Annotated in this window: 21 protein-coding genes; 15 read left to right on the forward strand and 6 right to left on the reverse strand. The window is 69.1% G+C overall.

Translation table 11 applies throughout. The features are described 5' to 3' along the window. The first annotated feature begins 63 nt into the window (after nt 1–63). The 3 genes from AQY21_RS12365 (at nt 64) to AQY21_RS12375 (ending at nt 3,061) form a co-directional block, all read left to right on the forward strand. Nucleotides 64–1,236: a Gfo/Idh/MocA family protein gene (locus tag AQY21_RS12365; protein WP_203416487.1), complete on the forward strand. Its 1,173-nt coding sequence runs from the start codon at nt 64–66 to the stop codon at nt 1,234–1,236. 104 nt (nt 1,237–1,340) lie between these two features. Beyond that, complete coding sequence (locus AQY21_RS12370; RefSeq protein ID WP_058097973.1) at nt 1,341–2,474, forward strand: aminodeoxychorismate synthase component I; 1,134 nt, start codon at nt 1,341–1,343, stop codon at nt 2,472–2,474. Beyond that, nucleotides 2,426–3,061 carry an aminotransferase class IV family protein gene (locus AQY21_RS12375; protein ID WP_058097974.1) on the forward strand — a complete coding sequence of 212 codons (636 nt, stop codon included), beginning with the start codon at nt 2,426–2,428 and terminating at the stop codon, nt 3,059–3,061. The genes AQY21_RS12370 and AQY21_RS12375 overlap by 49 nt, the downstream gene beginning before the upstream one ends. Nucleotides 3,062–3,066: 5 nt before the next feature. Here AQY21_RS12375 and AQY21_RS12380 read toward each other — a convergent pair whose 3' ends face one another. Further along, nucleotides 3,067–3,831 (reverse strand): IclR family transcriptional regulator, encoded by a 765-nt coding sequence (locus AQY21_RS12380; RefSeq protein ID WP_058097975.1) that lies wholly within the window; start codon nt 3,829–3,831, stop codon nt 3,067–3,069. Between the two features lie 266 nt (nt 3,832–4,097). On the opposite strand from AQY21_RS12380, the gene nadA reads away from it, so the two are divergent. The 10 genes from nadA to AQY21_RS12430 all read left to right on the forward strand — a co-directional run bounded on the left by nadA (nt 4,098) and on the right by AQY21_RS12430 (nt 20,693). Continuing rightward, nucleotides 4,098–5,150: a quinolinate synthase NadA gene (nadA, locus tag AQY21_RS12385; RefSeq protein ID WP_058097946.1), complete on the forward strand. Its 1,053-nt coding sequence runs from the start codon at nt 4,098–4,100 to the stop codon at nt 5,148–5,150. A gap of 1 nt (nt 5,151) precedes the next feature. Next, the gene (locus AQY21_RS12390; RefSeq protein WP_058097947.1) at nt 5,152–6,717 is read left to right on the forward strand and encodes an L-aspartate oxidase; all 1,566 of its coding nucleotides are present in this window, start codon (nt 5,152–5,154) and stop codon (nt 6,715–6,717) included. Further along, nucleotides 6,714–7,565 carry a carboxylating nicotinate-nucleotide diphosphorylase gene (gene nadC / locus AQY21_RS12395; protein WP_058097948.1) on the forward strand — a complete coding sequence of 284 codons (852 nt, stop codon included), beginning with the start codon at nt 6,714–6,716 and terminating at the stop codon, nt 7,563–7,565. The genes AQY21_RS12390 and nadC overlap by 4 nt, the downstream gene beginning before the upstream one ends. Nucleotides 7,566–7,813: 248 nt before the next feature. After that, a complete protein-coding gene (locus AQY21_RS12400; RefSeq protein ID WP_058097949.1) occupies nt 7,814–10,210 on the forward strand; it encodes a glycogen/starch/alpha-glucan phosphorylase in 2,397 nt (798 codons plus the stop codon). A gap of 21 nt (nt 10,211–10,231) precedes the next feature. After that, entirely contained in the window at nt 10,232–12,427 is a 2,196-nt protein-coding gene (gene glgB / locus AQY21_RS12405; protein WP_058097950.1) for a 1,4-alpha-glucan branching protein GlgB, read from the forward strand. 43 nt (nt 12,428–12,470) lie between these two features. Continuing rightward, the gene (gene glgC / locus AQY21_RS12410; RefSeq protein WP_082658087.1) at nt 12,471–13,733 is read left to right on the forward strand and encodes a glucose-1-phosphate adenylyltransferase; all 1,263 of its coding nucleotides are present in this window, start codon (nt 12,471–12,473) and stop codon (nt 13,731–13,733) included. After that, on the forward strand, nt 13,730–15,133 hold the full coding sequence (glgA, locus tag AQY21_RS12415) for a glycogen synthase GlgA (protein ID WP_058097952.1): 1,404 nt from the start codon (nt 13,730–13,732) through the stop codon (nt 15,131–15,133). Before glgC ends, glgA begins: the two co-directional genes overlap by 4 nt. Further along, the gene (gene glgX, locus AQY21_RS12420) at nt 15,133–17,226 is read left to right on the forward strand and encodes a glycogen debranching protein GlgX (RefSeq protein ID WP_058097953.1); all 2,094 of its coding nucleotides are present in this window, start codon (nt 15,133–15,135) and stop codon (nt 17,224–17,226) included. The genes glgA and glgX overlap by 1 nt, the downstream gene beginning before the upstream one ends. Continuing rightward, the gene (locus AQY21_RS12425) at nt 17,219–19,051 is read left to right on the forward strand and encodes a 4-alpha-glucanotransferase (RefSeq protein ID WP_058097954.1); all 1,833 of its coding nucleotides are present in this window, start codon (nt 17,219–17,221) and stop codon (nt 19,049–19,051) included. The genes glgX and AQY21_RS12425 overlap by 8 nt, the downstream gene beginning before the upstream one ends. A 10-nt stretch (nt 19,052–19,061) precedes the next feature. Further along, entirely contained in the window at nt 19,062–20,693 is a 1,632-nt protein-coding gene (locus tag AQY21_RS12430; RefSeq protein WP_058097955.1) for an alpha-D-glucose phosphate-specific phosphoglucomutase, read from the forward strand. Nucleotides 20,694–20,714: 21 nt separating this feature from the next. On the opposite strand, the gene AQY21_RS12435 is transcribed toward AQY21_RS12430, so the two are convergent. From AQY21_RS12435 to AQY21_RS12455, 5 genes are all read right to left on the reverse strand, one after another. Beyond that, nucleotides 20,715–21,053: a carboxymuconolactone decarboxylase family protein gene (locus tag AQY21_RS12435; protein WP_058097956.1), complete on the reverse strand. Its 339-nt coding sequence runs from the start codon at nt 21,051–21,053 to the stop codon at nt 20,715–20,717. Between the two features lie 103 nt (nt 21,054–21,156). Beyond that, nucleotides 21,157–22,299, reverse strand: a complete 1,143-nt coding sequence (locus AQY21_RS12440; protein WP_058097957.1) for an alpha-D-ribose 1-methylphosphonate 5-triphosphate diphosphatase — start codon at nt 22,297–22,299, stop codon at nt 21,157–21,159. A 188-nt stretch (nt 22,300–22,487) separates the two neighbouring features. Beyond that, the gene (locus AQY21_RS12445; RefSeq protein ID WP_058097958.1) at nt 22,488–23,168 is read right to left on the reverse strand and encodes an NAD-dependent deacylase; all 681 of its coding nucleotides are present in this window, start codon (nt 23,166–23,168) and stop codon (nt 22,488–22,490) included. 7 nt (nt 23,169–23,175) lie between these two features. Next, nucleotides 23,176–23,481, reverse strand: coding sequence for a hypothetical protein (locus tag AQY21_RS12450; protein WP_058097959.1), 306 nt, complete (start codon nt 23,479–23,481; stop codon nt 23,176–23,178). Between the two features lie 169 nt (nt 23,482–23,650). After that, nucleotides 23,651–23,836, reverse strand: a complete 186-nt coding sequence (locus AQY21_RS12455; protein WP_058097976.1) for a heavy-metal-associated domain-containing protein — start codon at nt 23,834–23,836, stop codon at nt 23,651–23,653. 87 nt (nt 23,837–23,923) lie between these two features. On the opposite strand from AQY21_RS12455, the gene AQY21_RS12460 reads away from it, so the two are divergent. After that, nucleotides 23,924–24,829 carry a DMT family transporter gene (locus AQY21_RS12460; RefSeq protein WP_058097960.1) on the forward strand — a complete coding sequence of 302 codons (906 nt, stop codon included), beginning with the start codon at nt 23,924–23,926 and terminating at the stop codon, nt 24,827–24,829. 41 nt (nt 24,830–24,870) lie between these two features. Then, the coding region (locus AQY21_RS12465; protein ID WP_152988211.1) for a GTP-binding protein at nt 24,871–25,397 on the forward strand (527 nt) is incomplete at its 3' end.

Consider the following 25,397-nt stretch of genomic DNA (forward strand, 5'->3'; position numbering starts at 1 on the left):
CAACCGATCCGGCGGCGGCCTTCTCCTCCCTGCCGCCGCCGGACACCTTGCAAGGAGCATGGCATGACCCAGACCGTTCCCGCGCAGGCCCGCCGCGCGCCCCGCATCCGCCTTGGCATGGTCGGCGGCGGGCAGGGCGCCTTCATCGGCGCCGTGCATCGCATCGCCGCCCGCATCGACGACCAGTATGAGCTGGTCGCGGGCTGCTTTTCCTCGACGCCGGAAAAAAGCGCGGCCTCGGCGGCGGAACTGGGCGTGGGCCGCGCCTATGGCGATTTCGCGCAGATGGCGATGCGCGAGGCGCGGCGCAAGGACGGGATCGAGGCGGTCGCCATCGTCACCCCGAACCACCTGCACGCCCCCATCGCCCGCGCGTTCCTGAAGCGCGGCATCCATGTCATCTGCGACAAGCCCCTGACCGCGTCCCTGCCCGAGGCGCGCAAGCTGGCCAAGGCCGCTGAAGGCTCGGAGGCGCTGTTCGTGCTGACCCACAACTATACCGGCTATCCGATGGTCCGGCAGGCCCGCGCCATGACCCTGGCGGGCGAACTGGGCGAGATCCGGCTGGTGCAGGTCGAATATGCACAGGACTGGCTGGCCGAGCCCATCGAGCAGGCGGGCAACAAGCAGGCCGGCTGGCGCACCGACCCGGCGCAATCCGGCGCGGGCGGGGCCATCGGCGACATCGGCACCCATGCCTTCAACCTGGCCGGTTTCGTGACCGGGCTGGAACTGGAGGCGCTGGCCGCCGATCTGCACAGCTTCGTGCCGGGCCGGGCGGTCGATGACAACGGCCATGTGCTCTTGCGCTATCGCGGCGGGGCGCGCGGGATGCTGTGGTGTTCGCAGGTCGCCTCGGGCTGCGAGAACGCGTTGCGGTTGCGGGTCTATGGCAGCCGCGCCGGCATCGAATGGGCGCAGGAAGAGCCGAACTATCTATGGGTCACGCAGCTGGGCCGGCCGCGCTATCGGCTGTCGCGCGGCGGCACGGGTACGGGAGCCGAGGCCGCGCGCCTGACCCGCATCCCCGCCGGCCACCCCGAGGGCTATCTGGAGGGTTTCGCGAATATCTATGCCGAGGCGGCGCGTGCCATCCTCGCCCGTCGCGAGGGCCGCGCGCCCGACCCGGCGGTGACGTTTCCCGGCATTCGCGAGGGGTTGGAGGGCGTGGCCTTCGTCGATGCCTGCCTGCGCTCCGGCAAGCGCAACGGCGCCTGGGTGGCGCTGGCGCTCTAGCCCGGAACTCCCGCCTTCCGCCGCATTGTCGCGCCGCTCCCATCGCGGCCATTGTTCCCGCCGTCCCGCCTATGCTACCCCGCGCGGCGAGAATGGAGGCGCGCGTGATCCTTTGCGAATTCGGTCCTGACGGCGGGCCGGTCCTGTTCCGGGACCCGCGGGAATTGCTGGTGGTGACCCGCCCCGAGGATGTCGCGCCTGCGCTCGACCATCTCGAGGCCCGGCGCCGGCAGGGGGCCTGGATCGCGGGCTACCTGTCCTATGAGCTGGGCTATGCGCTGGAGCCGGTGCTGGCCCGCGCCATGCCGGCGGACCGGCGCACGCCGCTCATGGCCTTCGCCGTCCATGACGCGCCTGAGCCGGCCCCGCCGCTGCCCGCGCCCGGCGCGGCCCGGCTGGCGCCGTTGAAACCCATGATCTCGCAACAGGATTACGCGGCCGCCTTTGCCCGGACCCGCGACTATATCGCGGCCGGCGACTGCTATCAGATCAACCTGACCTTTCCCATCGGCTCGCGCCTGATCTCCGGCTCGGCGTTGGAGCTTTACGCTGCGCTGGCGGCGCGCCAGCCGGTGGGCTTCGGCGCCTATGCCGATCTGGGGCAGGGGCCGGTCGTCGTCTCGCGCTCGCCCGAGCTGTTCTTTCGCCTAGATGCGCAGGGCCGCATCGAGGCGCGGCCGATGAAGGGCACGGCGCCGCGCGACCCGGACCCGGCGCGCGACGCGGCCCTGGCAGCGGCGCTGGCGGCATCGGAAAAGAACCGGGCCGAGAACCTGATGATCGTGGACCTGCTGCGCAACGACATTGCCCGCATCTCGCGCGTGGGCTCGGTGCGGGTGCCCGAGCTTTTCGCCGTGGACAGCTTCGCCACCGTCCACCAGATGAGCTCGCGCGTCGTGGGCCGGCTGGAGCGCCCGGCGGAATTGGGCGCGATGCTGCGGGCGCTGTTTCCCTGCGGCTCGATCACCGGCGCGCCCAAGATCCGCGCCATGCAGATCATCCGCGAGGTCGAGCCGTTCCCGCGCGGGGTCTATTGCGGCGCCATCGGCTGGATGGCGCCGGACGGGGCGGCCTGTTTCTCGGTGGCGATCCGCACGCTGTCGGTCTGGCCGGATGGCGAGGTCACGCTGAATGTCGGCGGCGGCGTGGTGCAGGATTCGACCGCCGAAGGCGAATGGGAGGAGGCGCTATGGAAAGCCCGCTACGCGCAGGAGCTGACGACCCCGAATTGCGGCTGATCGAGACCGCGCTCTGGGACGGCGCCGGCTGCCCGCGGATCGAGGCGCATCTGGCGCGGCTGGCGGCGGGGGCGCGGGCGCTCGGCTGGCCCTGCGATTCGCCGGCCGCCCGCGCCGCGCTGATCGCGCCCCAGGGCCAGCCGGCGCGCCTGCGGCTGACGCTGGACCGCATGGGGCGGATCGAGGTGACGCGCGGCCCCTTGCCGGCGTCGCGCCCGGAATGGCGGCTGGCGCCGGCCGGCACGCGGCTCAATTCGGGCGATCCCTGGCTGCGGCTCAAGACCACGCGGCGGGCGCATTACGACGCTGCCCGCGCCGCGCTGCCCGAGGGGATCGAGGAGGCGATCTTTCTGAACGAGCGCGGCGAGGTCTGCGACGGCACCATCACCACGGTCTTCTTCGACCGCGGCCAAGGTATCCGCACGCCGCCCCTGTCCTGCGGTCTCCTGCCCGGCGTGCTGCGGGCGGGGATGCTGGCCGAGGGCGCCTGCCGCGAGGAGCTGTTGCTGGCCGAGGAACTGCCCCGCGTCCGGCTGTGGGTGGGCAATGCCCTGCGCGGGCTGATCCCCGCCATCTGGGCGGGCTGAGCCTCTCAGGCCAGTTCGGCCAGCTCGCGTGCGGCGCGCTGGAGCGCCGGCAGATGGGTCATGGCGACGTCCAGCGGCATGCGCTGGACGGGCGCGTGGAAGGTCACGGCTGCCAGCACGCGGCCGCGCGCATCCAGCGCCGGGACCGAGATGCCGACCATGCCGGGAATGAATTCCTGGTCGTCGACGGCATAGCCCTGTTCGCGCACCCGCGCCAGTTCCTCGCGCAGGCTGCCGGCCGAGGCGAAGGTGTTCGGCGTATGCGGGTGCAGCCGGGCATGGCACAGGAAATGCTCGACGCTCTGCGGGTTCATGAAGGCCAGGCAGACCTTGCCGGCGGCGGTGGCATGCAGCGGCACGCGGGTGCCGAGCCGGATCACCAGCCGCAGCGGCCAATTCGTCTCGACCCGGTCCACATAGACCAGCGTGTCGCCTTCAGGGATAGAGATCGAGCAGGTCTCGCCGACGGCGGTGAACAGCCGCACCAGCACGTCATGGCGCGGCAGGTCGTACTGGCTGGCATGCATGACGCCCAGCATCATCTGCCGCAGCTTGAGGCCGGGCAGATAGCTGCGCCCGTCGAGCTGGCGCGACAGGTAGCCCTCTTGCTCCAGGTTCGCGACCAAGCGGTGGATGGTCGGCTTGGGCAGGCCGATGCTGGCATTGATCTCGGTGGCGGTCATCGGCCGCGCCTCGCGCGCCAGCACTTCCAGGATCTGGAGGTTTCGCAGGCTGGGGGGCACTTGGGAACCGTCTTGAAACTTTTGCATGGCCTGGAACCTGATCACGTCACGGTATCTTTTTTACCGCAGCGCGGCCGGAGGTCCAGACGCCGCGGGCCGACTTGTGTCCTTTTGCGCCTTGCGCCGGGACCGGGCGGGGGCCTTCCATCCCGTCGCCGCACCGTAGCATTTGCGTTGCCCCAGCGTCATCCTTCCGTTAGGAACCCCGACTCACAGGCCCCGGCGCTCTGGTATCGGGGGCCGGGCGCATTATATCCGGGGTGACTGCGACGCGGGCAGAGTGGGGGGACCGAATGCTCGATCTGACGACCATCCGCAGCGAGCTGGGCTCGCATTACGATCTCGAGCCCTCGCTCGAGCTGGCCGAGCGCATGGCCGACATCCATGCCCGGATGGGCCGTGTCATGCCCTGGCCCGATTGGGCGATCCATGCGCCCTATGTCGCGGCGATCAACAAGCTGAAGAAAGAACGCAATGCCGTGGTGCTGGCGCATAACTACATGACGCCGCAGATCTATCACGGCATTTCCGACGTGGTGGGCGACAGCCTGGCGCTGGCCATAGCCGCGACCAAGGTCGAGGCGCAGGTGATCGTGCAATGCGGCGTGCATTTCATGGCCGAGACCTCGAAGATCCTGAACCCGCAGAAGACCGTGCTGATGCCCGATATGGAGGCGGGTTGCTCGCTGGCCGAAAGCATCACCGCCGAGGGCATCGCCGAGATGCGCGCGCGCTATCCCGGCGCGCCGGTGGTCAGCTATGTCAACACCACCGCCGAGGTGAAGGCGGCGTCCGACATTTGCTGCACCTCGGCCAATGCGGCGCAGATCGTCGCGGCGCTGGATGCCGAGACGATCATCATGACGCCCGACAAGTGGCTGGCGCAGAACGTCGCCAACAAGGTGCCGCAAAAGCGCATCGTCTGGTGGGACGGCGCCTGCATCGTGCATGAGCAGTTCACGGCCCAGGATTTGCGCGACTTCCGCGACTGGAACCCGGGGCTGAAGATTATCGCCCATCCCGAATGCCCGCCTGAGGTGGTGGCCGAGGCCGATTATGCCGGCTCGACCGCCAATATCCAGGACTGGGTCGAGGCCGAGCGGCCGAAGCAGGTGATGCTGGTCACGGAGTGCTCGATGGCCTCGAACATCTCGGATGCGAACCCGGATGTCGAGTTCCTGGGCCCCTGCAACATGTGCCCCTACATGCAGAAGATCACCCTGGAAAAAGTGCTGTGGTCGCTGCACACCATGACCGGCGTGGTCGAGGTCGATCCCCAGGTCGCGGACCGCGCCCGGCTGGCCGTGCAGCGCATGATCGACCTGTCGCAACGCCTGGCGGCCTGAAGTGCGCGAGATTTCGACCGGCCGCGCCATCATCGTCGGCGCGGGGCTGGGGGCGCTATACGCGGCGCTGAAGCTGGCGCCGCGCCCGGTGCTGATGATCTCGCCCGAGGTGCTGGGGCAGGGCGCAAGCTCGGCCTGGGCGCAGGGTGGGGTGGCGGCGGCCATGGACCCGGCCGACAGCGCCGAGGCCCATGCCCGCGACACCTTGCGGGCCGGCGCCGGCACCGTCGATCCCGCCGTCGCGGCGCTGGTCACGGATGAGGCGCGGGCGCATATCCTGGACCTGACCACGCTGGGCACCCCCTTCGACCGCAAGCCGGACGGCGGCTATGTGCTGTCGCGCGAGGCGGCGCACAGCTTTGCCCGTGTCGTGCGGGTGCGCGGCGACCAGGCGGGGGCCGAGATCATGCGCGCGCTGGTCGCTTGCGTGCGCGAGACGCCCTCGGTGCAGGTGCTGGAGGGGGTGATGGCCACCGGGCTGCGCGTCGAGGCCGGCACGGTTGCGGGGGTCGAGGTGGCGCTTTCCGGCCCGCAGGGCTCGGCGCCGGTCCTGATCCGGGCGCCGGCGGTGTTGCTGGCCGGCGGCGGTTCGGGCGGGCTTTATGCGCTGACCACCAACCCGCCGCGCATCCGCGGCCAGGTGATCGGCATGGCGGCGCGGGCCGGGGCCGAGATCGCCGATGCGGAATTCGTGCAGTTCCACCCCACCGCCATCGATTGCGGCGAGGATCCGGCGCCGCTGGCCACCGAGGCGCTGCGCGGCGAGGGCGCGCATCTGGTCAACAGGCTGGGCGAGCGCTTCATGCTGGCGGTGCATCCCGATGCCGAGCTTGCGCCGCGCGACGTGGTGGCGCGCGCCATCTATGCGCAAAGCCAGGCCGGGCTGCGGCCGATGCTGGACACCCGCGCCTGCCTGGGCGACCGCATCCTGACCGAGTTTCCGGCCGTGGCGGGCGCCTGCGCGCGGGCGGGGATCGACCCGACGCGCGAACCGATCCCGGTGGCGGCCGCCGCGCATTACCACATGGGCGGGGTGGCGGTGGACAGCGACGGCCGCGCCAGCCTCGACCGGCTCTGGGTCTGCGGCGAGGCGAGCTCCACCGGGCTGCATGGTGCGAACCGGCTGGCCTCGAACGGGCTTCTGGAGGCCCTGGTCTTTGCCCGACGCTGCGCGCTCTCCATCGAGGCGCGGCTGGGTCCCGTGCAGGACGCGGCTCCGGTGACGCTGCCCGATCTGCCGCCCGGACCGGTGCCCGATCCAGAGCTGGTCGCCCGCCTGCGCCGCGCCATGACCGAGGGCGCAGGGGTCTTGCGCGATGCGCAAGGCCTGACCCGCTGCCTGCGCGAGATCGCCGCCATCGAGGCGGCGCAGCCCGATTGCCCGGCGCTGCTGAACATGACCGCCACCGCCACGCTGATCGCTGCCGTGGCGCTGATGCGGCAGGAAAGCCGCGGCGCGCATTGCCGCACCGATTTCCCGCAGACCGCGCCCGAGGGGCGCCGCTCGCGCCTGCGGCTTTCGCAGGCGCTGGCCCTGCGCGCCTCGCTTGAACCGGAGACGACATGACCGAGATGCCCCCGCTGCCCGACCTGGTGCTGGAGCCGCTGCTGCGCGCCGCGCTGACCGAGGATCTGGGCACCTATGGCGACATCACCACCCGCACGGTGATCCCGGCCGGCACCCGCTATCGGGCGCGGATCGTAGCGCGCGAGGCGGGCGTGGCCTCGGGGATGCAGCTCGCCGGCATCGCCTTTCGCCTGATCGACCCCGCGCTGGACTGGCGGCTGCACCGTCCCGACGGCAGCCGCTTCCAGCCCGGAGACACCCTGGCCGAGATCGAGGGCGAGGCGGCCTCGATCCTCTCGGCCGAGCGGGTGGCGCTGAACTTTGCCGGCCGGCTGTCCGGCATCGCCACGCAGACGGCGGCTTTCGTGGCCGAGACGGCGGGGACGAAGGCGTGCATCACCTGCACCCGCAAGACCACGCCCGGCCTGCGGCTGGTCGAGAAGCAGGCGGTGCTGCATGGCGGCGGCTTCAACCACCGCTTCAGCCTGTCGGACGCGATTCTCATTAAGGACAACCACATTGCGGCGGCGGGCGGCATCCGGCCGGTCCTGCAAGCGGTGAAGGCCCGCGCCTCGCACATGATGCGGGTCGAGATCGAGGTGGACCGGCTCGACCAGCTTGCCGAGGTGCTGGAGGAGGGCGGCGCCGATGTCGTGCTGCTGGACAACATGCAGACGGCGGACCTGCGCGAGGCGGTGGCGATGACCGCCGGCCGCGTGGTGCTGGAAGCCTCGGGCAACATGCGACTCGGCCGCGTGGCCGAGGTGGCGGCGACCGGGGTGGATTACATCTCGGTCGGGGCGCTGACGCATTCGGCGCGCACGCTGGATCTGGGTCTGGATTTCTGACCAAAATCCCGGCAGATCGCAAATCCAGAACCCATTCAGAGGGATGATCCGGATATCTCGAAAATGACCGGCCGCCTCCGGCCTTTCAGCGCCCCGCCCGGTCGGGGCGTTTCTGCCATGTTCCGCCGAAAATCGGTTAACGCTAACATTTTCCCTTGCACAGCTTGCGCTCGGCCGTGCTTTAAGCAGAGTCGAGGGAAAGGCCCGGGTTTTCGCGGGCGGGTGCGATGATTTGGACAGGGGAAAGCATGGCCAAGGACGAGATGCCCAAGAGCGATTTCCGCGACGCGATCCTGTGGCACCTGACCTATACGTTGGGCAAGGACCCGGATCACGCGCAGCTTTTCGACTGGCGGCTGGCGCTGAGCCATGCGGTGCGCGATCGCATCGTGGACCGCTGGATGGAGTCGACCCGCGCCACCTATCGCGCCGACGCCAAGCGGGTCTATTACCTGTCGATGGAATTCCTGATCGGCCGGCTGCTTCAGGACAATATCGTCAACCTGCAACTGGCCGAGGAGGCGCAGGCGGCGATCGAGAGCTTCGGCCTCGACTATTCCGACCTGCTGCTGGACGAGCCAGACGCTGCCTTGGGCAATGGCGGCCTGGGCCGGCTGGCGGCCTGCTTCATGGAGTCGCTCGCCACGCTGGGCTGCCCGGCCTATGGCTACGGCATCCGCTACGAACACGGGCTGTTCCGCCAGAGCTTCGCCGAGGGGCGGCAGGTGGAAGCGCCCGAGGACTGGCTGGAACAGCCCTTCGTCTGGCAGTTCGAACGCCCCGAGGCGCGCTTCACCCTGGGCTTCGGCGGCCGGGTCGCGACCTGCGAGGGCCGCGCGGTCTGGGAGCCCGAGAACTTCGTGCAGGCCGAGGCCTATGACACGCCGGTCATCGGCTGGCGCGGCGCCTGGGCCAATACGCTGCGGCTCTGGGCCGGGCGGGCGGTCGATCCCTTCGACCTGAACCGCTTCAACGCCGGCGACTTCACGGCGGCCGCCGAGGCCGAGGCGCTGGCGCGCACCATCTCGCGCGTGCTCTATCCCGAGGATTCGACCGAAGCAGGCAAGCGGCTGCGGCTGACGCAGGAATATTTCTTCTCGGCCGCCTCGATCCGCGACATCCTGCGCCGCTTCGAGGCCGATCACGCCGACCTGCGCCTGCTGCCGCAGAAGGTGGCGATCCAGCTCAACGACACCCATCCGGCCATCGCCGGGCCGGAACTGCTGCGCATCCTGCATGACGAACGCGGCCTGCCCTTCGACGAGGCGCTGGCGATCACCCGCGGCTGCGTGAACTACACCAACCACACGCTCTTGCCCGAGGCGCTGGAAAGCTGGGGCGAGGGGCTGTTCGGCGACCTGCTGCCGCGCCACTTGCAGATCATCGACCGCATCGATGCCGAGGATGCCAAGGCGCATCCCGACCGCCGGAATGCGGCGCGGGGCGACGGGCGGGTCAGGATGGGCGAGTTGTCCTTCATCCTGTCGAACCGGGTGAACGGCGTCTCGGCGCTTCATACCGGGCTGATGAAGACCACGGTTTTCGCCGACCAGCATCGCATCTGGCCGGAGCGCATCGTGAACCAGACCAACGGCGTCACCCCGCGCCGCTGGCTGCACGGCTGCAACCCGCACCTGTCGCGGCTCATCACCCAGACCATAGGCGACGGCTGGATCGGCGATCTGGAGCAGTTGCAGGCGCTGGAGCCCCATGCCGCCGATGCCGGCTGGCTGGAGCAGTTCGCCGCCGTGAAGGCTGCGAACAAGGCCGATCTGTGCGACTGGATCGCCCGCGAGCATGGCGTGATGCTGAACCCGCAGGCGCTGTTCGACGTGCAGATCAAGCGCATCCATGAATACAAGCGCCAGCACCTGAACATCCTGGAAGCCGTCGCGCTGTGGCAGGAGATGCGCGAGAACCCCTCGGCCGACTGGACGGCGCGGGTCAAGATCTTTGGCGGCAAGGCGGCGCCAGGCTATTTCTTCGCCAAGGACATCATCCGGCTGATCAACGACGTGGCTGCCGTTATCAATGCCGACGCGGCGACGAACGAGAAGCTGCAAGTCGTCTATCTGCCGAATTACAACGTGACGCTGGCCGAGCGGCTGATCCCCGCCGCCGACCTCTCCGAACAGATTTCCACGGCCGGCAAGGAGGCGTCGGGCACCGGCAACATGAAATTCGCGCTGAACGGCGCGCCCACCATCGGCACGCTGGACGGCGCCAATGTCGAGATCCGCGAACTGGTCGGGGCCGAGAACTTCTTCCTGTTCGGCCTGACCGCCGAGGAGGCCGAGGCCCGCCGCGCCGTTCCAGACCATGCCGCCAGGGCGGTCGCCGGCGATCCGCGCCTCAAGCGTGCCGTCGAGGCGATCCGCAGCGGCGTCTTCAGCCCCGGCGAGCCGGACCGCTATGCGAATATCGTCGAGAACCTGACGGCGGCGGATTACTTCCTGGTCGCCTCGGATTTCGCCGATTACTGGCGGGCGCAGCGCGAGGTCGATTTCGCCTATGCCGACCGGACCGAATGGACGCGGATGGCGGCGCTGAACGTGGCGCGCTCGGGCTGGTTCTCGTCGGACCGCACGATCCGCGGCTACATGCAGGACATCTGGAACGCGAAAAGCCTGCTCGGGCAGGAGTGAGGCCATCGCGGAGGGGGAACCATGGCGCAGATCGACCCGAATGACGTCGCCGATCCCGCGGTGCTGACCCGCATCACCGAGGGGCGCTTCGACGATCCCTTCGCGGTTCTCGGCCCGCATCCCAGGGGCGGCACGCGCCATGTCACCGCCTTCGATCCCGGCGCGCAGGAGATGGCGGCCATGGTCGGCGGCAAGGCGCATCCGCTGCACCCGGTCGAGGGTTATCCGGGCCTGTTCCATGGCAAGGTGCCGGGCGCGGAACCCTATCTCTTGCGCGGGCGGCGCGACGGCGAGGAATGGCTGGTCGAGGACGCTTATCGCTTCGGCCCGGTCCTGGGCGAGCTTGACGAATACCTGCTGGGCGAGGGCCGGCACCAGCGGCTTTGGCAGGCGCTCGGTGCGCATGTGATCGAACACCAGGGCACGCGCGGCACACATTTCGCGGTCTGGGCGCCCAATGCCCGCCGCGTGTCGCTGATCGGCGATTTCAACGCCTGGGACGGGCGGCGCCATGTCATGCGCCGGCGCGGCGCGACCGGCGTGTGGGAAATCTTCATGCCCGATCTGGGCGAGGGCACGGCCTATAAATACGAGATCCTCGGCGCCTATGGCGGGTTGGCGCAAAAGGCCGATCCGGTCGGCTTCGGCGCCCAGCATCCGCCGGCGACGGCTTCGGTGGTGCGCGAGATCGGGGGCTATGGCTGGTCGGATGGCGGCTGGATGGGCACGCGGGCCGAAGCGCAGCGCATCGACCGGCCGATCTCGATCTACGAGGTGCACCTGGGCAGTTGGCGCAGGAAGGACGGCGGCCGCCCGATCTCCTACCGCGAGGCGGCGGTGGAACTGGTCGATTACGCCCGCGACATGGGCTTCACCCATATCGAACTCTTGCCGATCAGCGAATATCCCTTTGACGGCTCCTGGGGCTATCAGCCGGTCGGGCTGTTTGCGCCGACCATCCGCTTTGGCCCGCCGCACGAGTTCCGCGACCTGGTGAATGCCGCGCACAAGGCGGGGCTGGGGGTGATCCTCGACTGGGTGCCGGGGCATTTCCCGACCGATCCGCACGGGCTGGTGCAGTTCGACGGAACCGCGCTTTACGAACATGCCGACCCGCGCGAGGGCTTTCATCAGGACTGGAACACCCTGATCTACAATTACGGCCGCAGCGAGGTGATGAACTACCTGACCTCGAACGCGCTCTATTGGCTCAGGGAATACCACCTCGACGGGCTGCGGGTGGATGCGGTGGCCTCGATGCTCTACCGCGACTATTCCCGCGCCGAGGGGCAATGGATCCCCAACAAGGACGGCGGGCGTGAGAATTACGAAGCCATCGCCATGTTGCAGGAGATGAACCGCCTGACCTATGGCGCGGAGCCGGGCATCATGACCGTGGCCGAGGAATCGACCAGCTACCCCAAGGTCTCGCGGCCGGTGCATGAAGGCGGCCTGGGCTTCGGCTTCAAGTGGAACATGGGCTGGATGAACGACACGCTGGACTATATCCGGCGCGAGCCGATCCACCGCAAGCACCATCACCACCAGATGACCTTCGGCCTGCATTACGCCTTCAGCGAGAATTTCATCCTGCCGATCAGCCATGACGAGGTGGTGCACGGCAAGGGCTCGATGCTGGCCAAGATGCCGGGGGGCGAATGGGAGAAATTCGCCAACCTGCGTGCCTATTACGGCTTCATGTGGGGCCATCCAGGCAAGAAGCTGCTGTTCATGGGACAGGAGTTCGCCCAAGGCTCGGAATGGAACCACGACGCCGAGATCGACTGGGCCTGCATCGGCAACCCGCTGCATCACGGCATGCAGTTGTTGGTGCGCGACCTGAACGCGATCTATCGCGGCACGCCCGCGCTTTACGCGCGTGATTGCGACGGCGCGGGCTTCCAGTGGATCGAGGCGAATGACGCCGCCCATTCCATCTATGCCTGGATCCGGCGCGGGGGTCCGGGCGATCCCGAAGTGGCGGTGGTCTGCAACTTCACCCCGGTCGAGCGCAGCGGCTGGCGCATGGGCTTTCCGCAGGCGGGCCTGTGGCGCGAGGTGCTGAACACCGATGCCGAGGTCTATGGCGGGGCCGGGCGCGGCAATCTGGGCCGCGTCGCCGCCCTACCGGGCGAGAGTCATGGCCAGCCCGCCCATGCCGATCTGGTGTTGCCGCCGCTTTCGACGCTGATCTTCGTGAGGGACGACAAGACGTAACCATCCCGCGCACAGGCGCCGGGTAAAGAGGGAGGGGATAGAGATGGCCCAGCGTGAGGAAAGGCTTTCCAGAAGATCCATGGCCTTCATTTTGGCCGGCGGCCGCGGCTCGCGCCTGCGCGAGCTGACCGACAAGCGGGTGAAGCCGGCGGTCTATTTCGGCGGCAAGTCGCGGATCATCGACTTCGCGCTGTCGAACGCGCTGAACTCGGGCATCCGCAAGATGGCGCTGGCCACGCAATACAAGGCCCACAGCCTGATCCGCCACGTCCAGCGCGGCTGGAACTTCTTCCGCGCGGAGCGCAACGAATTCCTCGACATCCTGCCCGCGTCCCAGCGCTACGACGAATCGATGTGGTATCGCGGCACCGCCGACGCCGTGGCGCAGAACATCGACATCATCGACAGCTACGGCGTCGATTACGTGCTGATCCTGGCCGGCGACCATATCTACAAGATGGATTACGAGCTGATGATCCGCCACCATGTCGAGGCGGGCGCGGACGTAACCATCGGCTGCCTGACCGTGCCGCGGGCCGAGGCCTCGGCCTTCGGCGTCATGGCGGTGGACGGCAAGGACGTCATCACCAGCTTCCTGGAAAAGCCCAAGGACCCGCCCGGCACGCCGGACGACCCCGAGGTGACGCTGGCCTCGATGGGCATCTATGTGTTCCGCTGGGATTTCCTGCGCGACCTGCTGATCCGCGACATGCAGGACGACAATTCCAGCCACGATTTCGGCAACGACCTGATTCCGCAGATCGTCAGGAACGGCAAGGCGCAGGCGCATCGCTTTGCCGACAGCTGCGTGCGCTCGGACGGCGATCCGGTCTATTGGCGCGACGTGGGCACGGTCGATGCCTTCTGGCGGGCGAATATCGACCTGACCGACTTCAACCCCGAGCTGAACCTCTGGGATCGCGACTGGCCGATCTGGACCTATTCCGAGCTGGTGCCGCCCGCCAAGTTCATCCATGACGAGCCCGACCGCCGCGGCAGCGCCGTCAGCTCGCTGATCTCGGGCGGCTGCATCATCTCGGGCAGCGAGATCCGCGAGTCGCTGCTGTTCACCCAGGTCCACACCAATTCCTATTCCAGCCTGGAGCGCGCGGTGGTGCTGCCTTACGCCAATGTCGCCCGACACGCGCGTTTGACCAATGTGGTCATTGACCGCGCCGTCAGAATCCCCGAAGGGCTCGTGGTCGGCGAGGACCCCGACGAGGACGCGAAATGGTTCCGCGTCTCGGAAGGCGGCGTCACGCTGATCACGCAGGATATGCTGGATCGAAGGGAAGCGTCTTTATGACAAGGGTTCTGTCCGTCGCCTCGGAATGCGTGCCGCTGGTCAAGACCGGCGGGCTGGCCGACGTGGCGGGGGCGCTACCGGCGGCGCTGGCCGGGCACGGGGTCGGGATGCGGGTGCTGCTGCCCGGCTATCCGGCGGTGCTGGCCGCGCAGGCCAAGGCGCCGGTGCTGCGCGAGATCCCGGAGCTGTTCGGCGGTCCGGCCCGCATCCGGCGCGGCGCGCTGGGGGATGCGGTGCTTTACATCCTTGACGCGCCGCATCTTTTCGACCGGCCGGGCGGCATCTATCTGGGGCCGGACGGCCGCGACTGGCCCGACAATCCGCAGCGTTTCGCCGCGCTTTGCAAGGCCGCCGCCCTGACCGCCGCCGAGGGGATCGAGGACTGGCGCCCGCAGGTGCTGCACCTGCACGACTGGCAGGCGGGGCTGGCCCCGGTCTATCTGCGCCAGGCCGGGGTGCGGGACGTGCGGACGCTGCTGACCATCCACAACATCGCCTTCCAGGGCCTAGCCCCGGCGCATATGCTGTCGGCGCTGCAACTGCCGGCGCATCTCTTCAACCCGCGCGGTTTCGAATATTGGGGCCGGATCTCGGCGCTGAAGGCGGGGATCGTCTTTGCCGATCAGGTCTCGACCGTCAGCCCGACCTATGCCGAGGAGCTGATGACCCCGGAATACGGCATGGGGATGGAGGGCGTGCTGGCCGACCGGGCCGCCGACTTCACCGGCATCCTGAACGGCATCGACCTGGACGCCTGGAAGCCGCCCTATGCCACGCCGCAGGGCAAGGCGCCGCATCGCTCCGCGCTGCGCAAGGAATTCGGCCTGCCCGAGGCCGAGGGGCCGCTTTGCGTCGTCGTCTCGCGCCTGACCGGGCAGAAGGGGTTGGACCTCTTGATCGAGGCGCTGCCGGCGCTGCTGGAAAACGGCGGCCAGCTGGCGGTGCTGGGCTCGGGCGACCCAGAGCTGGAAGCGGCGTTTTCGCAGGCCGCCGCCCGCCATCCCGGCGTCGCGCTGCGGCTGGGCTATGACGAGCCGCTGTCGCGCCGCATGATCGCCGGCGGCGACGCCATCCTGGTGCCGTCGCGCTTCGAGCCCTGCGGGCTGACGCAGCTTTACGGGCTGCGCTTCGGCACCCTGCCGCTGGTGGCGCTGACCGGCGGGCTGGCCGATACCGTTATCAACGCCTCGGCCGCCGGGCTGGCCGCGGGGGTGGCGACCGGGGTGCAGTTCCACCCAGTCGATGCCCGGGCGCTGTCCCGCGCGCTGGCCCGGCTTTGCACGCTCTGGCGCCAGCCGGCGGTCTGGCAGCGCATGATGGAAAACGCCATGGCGCAACCGGTCGGCTGGGACGCCTCGGCCCGCGCCTATGCCGAGCTGTTCGGGGCGATGGCCGCCTGATGACCCAACTGCGCATACTCGAGGGCCGGGCGGAACCGCTGGGCGCCACCTTCGACGGCGAGGGCGTGAACTTCGCCGTGTTTTCCGAACATGCGCGCCGGGTGACGCTGTGCCTGTTTTCGCCCGATGGCCGGACCGAGACGCATCGGCTGGACCTGCCGGAACGCGACGGCGACGTCTGGCACGGCTATATCCCCGGCCTGCGTCCCGGCCAGCTTTACGGGCTGCGCGCCGATGGCCCCTATGCGCCGGCCGAGGGGCACCGTTTCAACTATCACAAGCTGCTTCTCGACCCCTATGCCAAGCGGCTGACCCGGCATCCGGTCTGGCACGACGCGCTGATGGGCTACACGGTCGGCGCGCCCGAGGCCGACCTGAGCTTCGACCGCCGCGACAGCGCCCGCTTCATGCCGCGCTGCGTGGTCGAGGATCCCTCCTTCGCCTGGGGCCCCGACCAGCCGCCGTGCCGCGACATCGCCGAAACGGTGATCTACGAGGCCCATGTCAAGGGCCTGACCCAGTTGCACCCGGAGGTGCCGCATCGCGGCACATTCCTCGGCCTCGCCTCGGACCCGGTGCTCGATCACCTGCAATCTCTGGGCATCACCGCGCTGGAGCTGCTGCCGGCACAGGCTTTCCTCAACGACCGTTTCCTGCTGGAAAAGGGGCTGGTGAACTACTGGGGCTACCAGACGCTGGGTTTCTTCGCCCCCGATCCCCGCTATCTGGCCAAGGACCAGATCGCCGAGTTCCAGCACATGGTTGCCCGGATGCATGCCGCCGGCATCGAGGTCATCATGGATGTGGTCTACAACCACACCTGCGAGGGCAACGAGATGGGCCCGACGCTGAGCTTCCGCGGCCTCGACAACCGCAGTTATTATCGGCTGCAAGAGGATCCGCGCCATTACATCAACGATACCGGCACCGGCAACACGCTGAACGTGAACCACCCGATGGTGCTGCGCATGGTCATGGATTCCTTGCGCTATTGGGTCGAGGTCATGCATGTGGATGGCTTCCGCTTCGACCTTTGTGCCTCGCTGGGCCGGCGGGTCCGCGGCGGCTTCGACCGCAGCGCCTCGTTCTTCGACGCGATCCGCCAGGACCCGGTGTTGACGTGGGTGAAGCTGATCGCCGAGCCTTGGGACATCGGCCCCGGCGGCTATCAGCTGGGCGGCTTCCCGCCGCCCTTCCTGGAATGGAACGACAAGTATCGCGACGGCATCCGCCGCTTCTGGCGCGGCGATGCGCGGCAGGTGCCGGAACTGGCCGACCGCATGGCGGGTTCCGCCCGGCAGTTCGACCATTCCGGCCGTCCCGCCACGGCCTCGGTGAACTTCCTGACCGCGCATGACGGCTTCACGCTGATGGACGTGGTCAGCTATTCCGAAAAGCACAACGCCGCCAATGGCGAGGAGAACCGCGACGGCCATTCCGAGAATTTCTCGGACAACATGGGCGCCGAGGGGCCGACCGACGACCCCGCTATCCTGGACGCCCGCGCGCGGCGCCGCCGCAACCTGCTGGCGACGCTGCTTCTGTCGCAGGGCACGCCAATGCTGCTGGCCGGGGACGAGCTGGGCAATTCGCAACAGGGCAACAACAACGCCTATTGCCAGGACAATGAGATCGGCTGGGTGCAATGGCAGGGCGCCGACCCGACATTCCTGGACTTCACCCGCCGGCTGATCGCCTTTCGTCGTGCCCATCCGATCCTGCGGCAGAAACGCTTCCTGCATTCGCGCCCGCGCCTGACCGACGGGCTGCCCGACCTGTTCTGGCTGCGCCCGGACGGCGCGCAGATGACCCCGGCCGATTGGGGCAACCCCGAGCTGCGGGTGCTTTGCGCCGAGCTGCGCATGGCCGCCGGCACCCCCGACTATGCGCAGCGCGAGGAGGCGCTGTTTCTGGTCTTCAACAATGGCGGCCCGCTGGAGGTGATGCTGCCCGAGCGCCCGGCGGGCTGGCGCTGGCGGCTGCACCTGGATACCAGCCGCCCCGACCTGGCCCCGCATGTGGTCGAGGCCGAGCGGCTGGCGGTGGACGGCCAGTCTGTGCTGGTCTTCGATCTGGAGCGCGCGGATGACTGACCCCCGCCTGACCTTGGCCGGCCGCATGGGCGTGCTGCCGGGCTTTCACGACCTTGCCGGGCAATGGCGCGAGACCTCGGTCGAGACGGCGGTGGCGCTGCTTGCCGCCATGGGCCTTGCCGTGCCCACCACGGCCGAGGCGCAGGCGGCGCTGGACGACCATGCCGACCGCCTGCCGCAGGACGTGATCTGCGCCGCCGGCGCGCGCCCGGACCTGGCCCTGGGCGACTGGCAACTGACCTTCGAGAGCGGCACCGAGGCCGAGGGAAACGGCCCGCTGCCGGGGCTGCCGCTGGGCATCCACTGCCTGCGGGCCGGGGGCCGCGACTATACGCTGCTTGCCGCGCCGCCGCGCCTGCCCGAGCCGGCGCGCTGCTGGGGGCTGATCGCGCCGCTTTACGGCATTTCGGAAACGGGCATCGGCAGCTATGCCGACCTTGCGGTGCTGGCGCGGGGCATGGGCGAGAAGGGCGCGGCATTCCTGGGCATCAACCCTGTCCATGCCGGCTTTCCGACCGAGCAGCAGCTTTTCAGCCCCTATACGCCCTCGCATCGCCGGCGGCTGAACGTCATCCACCTGCCCGGTGGTCCCGGCACCCCCGGCCCGCGCCTCGACTATGCCCGCGACATCCCGGCCCGCATGGTCGCCTTGCGGGCGGAATACGAAGCCTTTGCGGACGATCCCGGTTTCGACGCCTGGCAGGCGGGTGAGGGCGAGGGCCTGCAACGCTTCGCCCTGCATCAGGCGCTGTCGGCCCGACATGGTGCCTTCTGGGGCGACTGGCCGGCGACGCTCGCCTCGCCCGACATGCCCGCCGCCATTGCCGCGCGGGCCGAGCTGGCGGGCGAGATGCGCTTTCACGCCTGGCTGCAATGGCGGGCCGAACAAGCGCTAGCGGCGGCAGGGCAGGCGGCGCGCGACGGCGGGATGGCGCATGGGCTCTATCTCGACCTCGCCGTCGGCACCCATCCCTTCGGCGCCGAGACCTGGGAGGATCGTGCGAGCTTCGCCTTCGGCGCCTCGCTCGGCGCGCCGCCCGACGCTTTCGCCCCGCAGGGGCAGAACTGGTCGCTGGCACCCTTCAACCCCTTGGGATTGCGCGCCCAAGCCTATGCGCCGCTGGCCGAGACCCTGCGCCGGCAGCTGCAATTCGCCGGCGTGCTGCGCATCGACCACATCCTGGGCTTCGAGCGCGCCTATTGGGTGCCGGAGGCCGCCCCCGGCGCCTATGTCGCCATGCCGCGCGACGCCATGCTGGCCGTGGCCCGGATCGAGGCCGCCCGTGCCGGGGCGGTCATCGTCGGCGAGGACCTGGGCAACATCCCCGAGGGTCTGCGCGAGGCGCTGGCGGCTTCCGGCATCCTCGGCTGCCGCGTGGCGATGTTCGAGCGCGACGGCTGGCATCCGCCCACCTTCCGCCCGGCCGAAGCCTATGACCGGGATGCCATTGCCAGCTTCTCGACCCATGACCTGCCGACATGGCGCGGCTGGCGGCAGGGCGCCGATATCGAGGCCCGCGCCCGCATCACCGGGCAGGAAACCGCCGCCGGGCAGCAAGAACGCGCCGAGGAGGTCGCCGCCTTCGACCGGCTGCTGCCCGATCCCGGCGTGGATGGGCTGCACGGTTTTCTCGCCCGCACGCCGTCGCTTCTGGTGGCGGTGCAGGCGGAACTGCTGCTCGACATGACCGACCAGCCGAACCTGCCCGGCACGGTCGGCGAATATCCCAACTGGCAGCTGCGCCTGCCGGTGGCGGCCGGGGATTTCCCGGCATTGCCCTCGGTCGCGCGGACTGCCAGCATCATGCGCGACCACGAACGCTAAGGAGAGGTCCATGACCGTTCACACCGTCCCGACCCAGCCCATCGCGGGGCAGAAGCCCGGCACCTCGGGCTTGCGCAAGAAGACCCCGGTCTTCATGCAGCCGCATTACCTGGAAAACTTCGTGCAGGCGATCTGGAACGGCACCGGCGGCGCCGCGGGCAAGACCTATGTGCTGGGCGGCGACGGGCGCTATTTCGGCGATCGCGCCGCGCAGGTCATCCTGCGCATGGCGGCGGCCAGCGGCGCGAAGAAGGTGATCGTCGGGCAGAACGCGCTGCTTTCCACCCCCGCCGCCTCGCACCTGATCCGGCTGCGCAAGGCGGATGGCGGCATCATCATGTCCGCCAGCCACAATCCCGGCGGCCCGACCGAGGATTTCGGCGTCAAGTACAACACCGCCAATGGCGGCCCCGCGCCCGAGCCGGTGACCGAGGCGATCTTCGAGGCGACCAAGACCCTGGCCGAGTACCGCATCCTCGACGCGCAGGACGTGGACCTGTCCTCGCTGGGGACCAAGACCCTGGGCGGCATGGAGATCGAGGTCGTCGATCCCGTCGCCGACTATGCCGAGCTGATGCGCTCGATCTTCGATTTCGCCAAGATCCGCGCGCTGTTCGCGGACGGCTTCCGCATCCGCTTCGACGCCATGCACGCGGTGACCGGGCCCTATGCCAAGGCGATCCTGGAAGGCGAGCTGGGCGCGCCTGCGGGCTCGGTGGTGAATGCCGTCCCGAGCCCGGATTTCGGCGGCGGCCATCCCGACCCGAACCCGATCTGGGCCAAGGACCTGATGGACGCGATGTTCGGGCCGGACGCGCCGGATTTCGGCGCCGCCTCGGATGGCGACGGCGACCGCAACATGATCGTCGGCCGCAACTGCTACGTGACGCCTTCGGACAGCCTTGCGGTGCTGGCGGCCAATGCCGCGTTGGTCCCGGCCTATGCCTGCGGGCTGAAGGGCGTGGCGCGCTCCATGCCCACCTCGCGGGCGCTGGACCGGGTGGCCGAGCGGCTGGGCCTTGCCTGCTACGAGACGCCGACCGGCTGGAAGTTCTTCGGCAACCTGCTCGATGCCGGCAAGGCGACGCTCTGCGGCGAGGAAAGCGCCGGCACCGGCTCGGACCATGTGCGGGAAAAGGACGGGCTCTGGGCGGTGCTGTTCTGGCTGAACCTGCTGGCCGAGCGCCGGCAGCCGGTGGCCGGGATCATGGCCGACCATTGGGCGAAATACGGCCGCAACTACTATTCCCGCCACGACTATGAGGCGGTGGATGCCGCGGCCGCGGCCGAGCTGATGCAGGCGCTGCGCGAGCGTCTGGCCGATCTGCCGGGCCAGACCGCGGCCGGGCTGCGGATCGAGGCGGCGGACGAGTTCGCCTATGACGACCCGGTGGATGGCTCGCGCACCGAGGCGCAGGGCCTGCGCGTCATGACCGAGGGCGGCGGCCGGATCGTGCTGCGGCTTTCGGGCACCGGCACCGAGGGCGCGACGCTGCGCGTCTATCTGGAGCGGGTCGAGACCGACCCCGCCCGGATGCAGGACGAGCCGCAAGAGGCGCTGGCCGGGGTCATCGCCGCCGCCGAGGAAATCGCCGGCATCCGCGCCCGCACCGGCCGGGATGCGCCCGACGTCATCACCTGAGCGCGTCCCGCGGCGGCGGGATCAGCCCGCCGCCAGCTCATCCCAGCAGGCCAGCGCGTGGCCGGCATACATCAGGCCCGGCCCGCCGCTCATCTGGATCGCCATGGACAACACGTCGCCCAGTTCCTCGCGCGTGGCGCCGGCCTTCATCAGCGCCTCGACATGGAACAGGATGCAGGGCTCGCAACGCTGGACGATGGCCATGCCGACGGCGATGAATTCCTTGGTCTTGGCGTCCAGAACGCCGCCGTCATGCACCGCCTTGGACAGCGCGCCGAAGCCCTTGGCGGTGTCGGGGATGGCCTTGCTCATCACCCGCAATTCGCCGCGCATCTCGTCGATCTTTGCCCTGTAGCTCATGGTTCGCCCTCCTTCTGGCCGGGCATGGCTTAGCCCGGTGCCGGTGGCTGCGGCTTGATCCAGGTCAATGAAGTTACGAATTTTCGCAGCTTTGCGGCAACGGTCAGACCCGCCGCCCCCGCACCCAGGTCTCGCGCATGACCGGGGTGTCCTCCAGCATCGCGAAGCGGATCAGGTCGGCGCGCAGCCCCGGCGTCAGCCGGCCGCGATCATGCAACCCGGCCGCCTGCGCCGGGTTGGCCGTCACCGTCGCCATGGCACGCGGCAGGTCGTCCCAGATCCGCGCCAGGATCAGCGCCCCGGCCAGCAGTCCCGAGGGCACGTAATCCGACGACAGGATGTCCAGATGTCCGGCCCGCGCCAGTTCTGCCGCCGAGACATTGCCGGAATGGCTGCCGCCGCGGATCAGGTTCGGCGCCCCCATCATTACCATGATGCCGTGGTCGTGGCAGGCGGCCGCGGCCTCGGCGGTGGTGGGGAACTCGGCCAGCCGCACGCCATGGCCGGCCGAAAGCGCGACATGTTCGGCCGTGGTATCGTCATGGCTGGCCAGCACCGCGCCCAGCCGGTGCGCGATCTCGACCGCGGCGGCCTCGTGCCGGTCGCCGAAGCGGGCGCGCAATGCCTTGAGCCGGGCGACGTGATCGGCGAATTCCGCGTCCGAGAGCTTGTACTTTCCCTGCACATATTGCGCGAGCTTCGAGATGTCGCGGAACTGGCGCTGGCCGGGGGTGTGGTCCATCAGGCTGATGATGCCCACCCGGTCCTCGGGGCCGAACTCGTCCAGCTCGGCCAGCAGGGTTTCCGAGCAGACCTCGGCGCGCAGATGCAGGAAATGGCTGATGCGCAGCACGCCGCGGGCGCGGATGGCGGCAAGCTCATGCGCCAGCTCGCGGGCATATTTGTCGTAATCCTGATCCGGTCCCTCGTTCGGGATCGAGCCCACCCGCATGGCGTCGAAGACCGTGGTGATGCCGCAGCCCGCCAGCTCGGTGTCATGCGCCAGGATGGCCCCGGCATGGGGCCAGTCCACGCCGGGGCGGGGGCGGATGTGGCGCTCCAGGTTGTCGGTATGCAGCTCGACCATGCCGGGGGCGAGGAAGTCGCCGCCCATGTCCAGCGCGCCGGCCGGGACGGTCGTGCCCGGCTCGATCCCGGCGATGGTGCCGTCCTCGATCACGACGGCGCCGGGGATCACGGTCTGGGGCAGGATCAGGCGGGCATTGGCGAGGATGGTTCGGGTCATGGCGGACTTTCGGCGCGGGCCTTCGGGTTTCGGCAGGCAAGGGGTGGCCGATTGCGCCTGCGGGGTCAAGCGTGCTGCGGATTGCACGGGTGCCCGGGGGCTCTGCCCCCACGCCGGGCCGGCCCCTGGATGGGGCCCGCCCGGCGTTCCCCCGGGGTATTTCGGCAACAGAGAAGGCGTAGGAGAAGTCAGTTGCAGAGCGCGTCCACCCATTGCGGCACCACCGCGGTCGCGGGGCCGGTGCGGCGGTCGGAGAAGTCGCGGCTGACGGCCGAGGCCGCCAGGTTCAGTTCGATCGTCTCGGCGCCTTTGCGGCGGGCGTGTTGCGCGAGGCCGGCGGCCGGATAGACCAGGCCCGAGGTGCCGATGGCGGCAAAGAGGTCGGCGCTTTCGACCGCTTCCCAGATCCGCTCCATGTGATAGGGGATCTCGCCGAACCAGACGATGTCGGGCCGGGTCAGCGCCTGGCCGCAGGCCGGGCAGGGATCCGGCGCCCGCATCACCAGCGCCGCCGGCCAGCGATGCCCGCAGCCGGCGCAGAGCGCGCCGAGCAGGCTGCCATGCATATGGATCACCTCGGGCGAGCCGCCGCGTTCGTGCAGGTCGTCGACGTTCTGCGTGATCAGCGTCACCTGGTGACGCTCTGCCAGCCGTGCCAGCGCCCGATGCGCGGCATTGGGCTGCGCCCGGGCGGCATCGGCGCGGCGCTGGTTGTAGAAGCGATGCACCAGCGCCGGGTCGCGCTGAAAGCCCTCGGGCGTCGCGACATCCTCGATGCGGTGCTCCTCCCACAGGCCGTCGGTGGCGCGGAAGGTCCTGATGCCGCTTTCGGCCGAGATGCCGGCTCCCGTCAGTATGGCGATGCGCATTCCTGCCTCAGCGCGCGCAATAGGCCTCGGCCGCGGCGGCGAAATTCTTGTAGCGCGCCCAGAAGGCGTTGTCGGCGTCGCTTTTCGACATGCGCACCTCTTGCGCCTTGTCCGCGTCGCGGAAGAAGCGCGCGGCCCGGCGCTGGTCCGAGCGCGACAGCGTCTGGTCGGCCACCTGCTGGATGCAGCGGCACGCCTGGCTGTTGCGGGCGCCGCGTTCCGAACGCACGCAGGCGGAATCGATCGGGCCGGCGTCAGCGAGCGGCGCAGTCAAAACCACCGCCGCGGCTGCGATCATCAATCGGTTGAACATCTCTGTCTCCTCGGCTCCTGCCACGGCAACGGGGCTGGGCACCCTCTTTCGGCCGCGCATCTTGTCTGGCGAAGCTTAACAGAAGCCGCCCTTCGCCTCAATTGCGGCAGGGCGGCATGGCTGCTCCAAGGATGGCGGCTGCGGGGGGCTGCGACCGCAAGATATGCGGTCAGGCCGGCGCCGGCGTGTAGCCCGCCTGGCGAATCACCTCGGCCGCGCGGGCCGGCTCCAGCCCCTCGACCGTGACGCTGCGGCCGGCCAGGTCGGTCGTGGCCCGGCCGCCGGCCTCGGCCACCGCCTTTTGGATGGCGGCGGTGCAATGGCCGCAGCTCATGTCCTCGACGCGGAATTTCATCGGCGCATCCTTTCGCTCGCCCAGGAACCGGCCTATGATCGCGTCGCGGCGCCGCGGGCGCAACTCCCCCTCATGAGGCTGCGACCAATGGTCACCGAAAATTTCCGCGGCGCGATTCTGATGGTCGTCTCGATGGTGCTGTTCGCCTTCGAGGACATGTTCATCAAGCTGCTTGCGGCCGAGTTGCCCTATGCGCAGGTGCTGGCGCTGATCGGGCTTCTGGGCTTTCTCGCCTTCACGGCCATGCTGAAGCTCAAGGGCGGGCGGCTGTTCACGCGCGACCTGGTCCGCCCCATCGTGCTGTTTCGCGGGTTGATGGAGGCGGTGGGCTCGATCGGCATCGTCGTGGCGCTGGCGCTGACGGAACTTTCCTCGACCTCGGCGATCATGCAGGCGCTGCCCCTGGCCATCGTGCTGGGCGCGGCGCTGTTTCTGGGCGAGCCGGTCGGCTGGCGGCGCTGGAGCGCGATCATCGCGGGCTTTCTTGGCGTGCTGCTGGTGATCCGGCCGGGGCTGGCCGGGTTCCAGCCGGTGTCGCTGATGGCGCTGATGGCGGTGGTGGGGCTGGCGGCACGCGACATCGCCACCCGACGGGTGCCGGCGCATATCCATTCCGACCAGCTTGCCGCCTCGGCCTTTTTCGCCATCCTGATCGCTGCGGTGCTGATGGGGCTGGCGCTGGGGCAGGATTTCGTCATGCCGAGCCCGCGGCAATGGCTGCTGTTTCTCGCCTGCATCACCCTGGGTGTCGGCGGCTATGCGCTGCTGGTCACCGCCACCCGCGTTGGCGAGGCCTCGGCACTTGCGCCCTATCGCTATGCAAGGCTGGTCTTTGCCCTGATCCTGGCCTTTCTGGTCTTTGGCGAGCGTCCCGACGCGCTGACGCTGACCGGCGCCGCGATCATCGTCGCCTCGGGCTGCTACACCATGTGGCGCGAGGCCGCGCTGCGCCGCCGCCGGCTGCGCGAGGCCGGTTTCGTCGCCGCCTCATGAACCCTCTTTCCGCAACGCCAAAGCCCTTGTATAGCCCGGCCATGACCGACCTTGACCTCATCCGCAATTTCTCGATCGTGGCCCATATCGACCACGGCAAATCCACCCTGGCCGACCGCCTGATCCAGCTGACGGGTACGGTCGCCGAACGCGACATGAAGGCCCAGCTGCTCGACAGCATGGATATCGAGCGCGAGCGGGGCATCACCATCAAGGCCAACACCGTGCGCATCGAATACCCCGCGCGGGACGGGCGGACCTATGTGCTGAACCTGATCGACACCCCCGGCCACGTGGACTTCGCCTATGAGGTCAGCCGAAGCATGCGCGCGGTCGAGGGCAGCCTGCTGGTCGTGGACGCGACGCAGGGGGTCGAGGCGCAGACGCTGGCCAATGTCTACCAGGCCATCGATGCCGGGCACGAGATCGTGCCGGTGCTGAACAAGATCGACCTGCCCGCCGCCGAGCCCGACCGCGTCAAGGAACAGATCGAGGACGTGATCGGCATCGACGCCCATGACGCCATCGAGATCTCGGCCAAGACCGGCCTCGGCATCCCCGACGTGCT

The sequence above is a fragment of the Paracoccus sp. MKU1 genome (genome assembly GCF_001447385.1).
GTDB lineage: Bacteria > Pseudomonadota > Alphaproteobacteria > Rhodobacterales > Rhodobacteraceae > Paracoccus.

Excerpts from the sequence above, each read along its gene's own strand:
- AQY21_RS12365 (WP_203416487.1), top strand. The coding sequence starts at position 64 with ATGACCCAGACCGTTCCCGCGCAGGCCCGCCGCGCGCCCCGCATCCGC.
- AQY21_RS12375 (WP_058097974.1), top strand. The coding sequence starts at position 2,426 with ATGGAAAGCCCGCTACGCGCAGGAGCTGACGACCCCGAATTGCGGCTG.
- AQY21_RS12380 (WP_058097975.1), bottom strand. The coding sequence starts at position 3,831 with ATGCAAAAGTTTCAAGACGGTTCCCAAGTGCCCCCCAGCCTGCGAAAC.
- nadA (WP_058097946.1), top strand. The coding sequence starts at position 4,098 with ATGCTCGATCTGACGACCATCCGCAGCGAGCTGGGCTCGCATTACGAT.
- nadC (WP_058097948.1), top strand. The coding sequence starts at position 6,714 with ATGACCGAGATGCCCCCGCTGCCCGACCTGGTGCTGGAGCCGCTGCTG.
- AQY21_RS12400 (WP_058097949.1), top strand. The coding sequence starts at position 7,814 with ATGGCCAAGGACGAGATGCCCAAGAGCGATTTCCGCGACGCGATCCTG.
- glgB (WP_058097950.1), top strand. The coding sequence starts at position 10,232 with ATGGCGCAGATCGACCCGAATGACGTCGCCGATCCCGCGGTGCTGACC.
- glgC (WP_082658087.1), top strand. The coding sequence starts at position 12,471 with ATGGCCCAGCGTGAGGAAAGGCTTTCCAGAAGATCCATGGCCTTCATT.
- glgA (WP_058097952.1), top strand. The coding sequence starts at position 13,730 with ATGACAAGGGTTCTGTCCGTCGCCTCGGAATGCGTGCCGCTGGTCAAG.
- glgX (WP_058097953.1), top strand. The coding sequence starts at position 15,133 with ATGACCCAACTGCGCATACTCGAGGGCCGGGCGGAACCGCTGGGCGCC.
- AQY21_RS12425 (WP_058097954.1), top strand. The coding sequence starts at position 17,219 with ATGACTGACCCCCGCCTGACCTTGGCCGGCCGCATGGGCGTGCTGCCG.
- AQY21_RS12430 (WP_058097955.1), top strand. The coding sequence starts at position 19,062 with ATGACCGTTCACACCGTCCCGACCCAGCCCATCGCGGGGCAGAAGCCC.
- AQY21_RS12435 (WP_058097956.1), bottom strand. The coding sequence starts at position 21,053 with ATGAGCTACAGGGCAAAGATCGACGAGATGCGCGGCGAATTGCGGGTG.
- AQY21_RS12440 (WP_058097957.1), bottom strand. The coding sequence starts at position 22,299 with ATGACCCGAACCATCCTCGCCAATGCCCGCCTGATCCTGCCCCAGACC.
- AQY21_RS12445 (WP_058097958.1), bottom strand. The coding sequence starts at position 23,168 with ATGCGCATCGCCATACTGACGGGAGCCGGCATCTCGGCCGAAAGCGGC.
- AQY21_RS12450 (WP_058097959.1), bottom strand. The coding sequence starts at position 23,481 with ATGTTCAACCGATTGATGATCGCAGCCGCGGCGGTGGTTTTGACTGCG.
- AQY21_RS12455 (WP_058097976.1), bottom strand. The coding sequence starts at position 23,836 with ATGAAATTCCGCGTCGAGGACATGAGCTGCGGCCATTGCACCGCCGCC.
- AQY21_RS12460 (WP_058097960.1), top strand. The coding sequence starts at position 23,924 with ATGGTCACCGAAAATTTCCGCGGCGCGATTCTGATGGTCGTCTCGATG.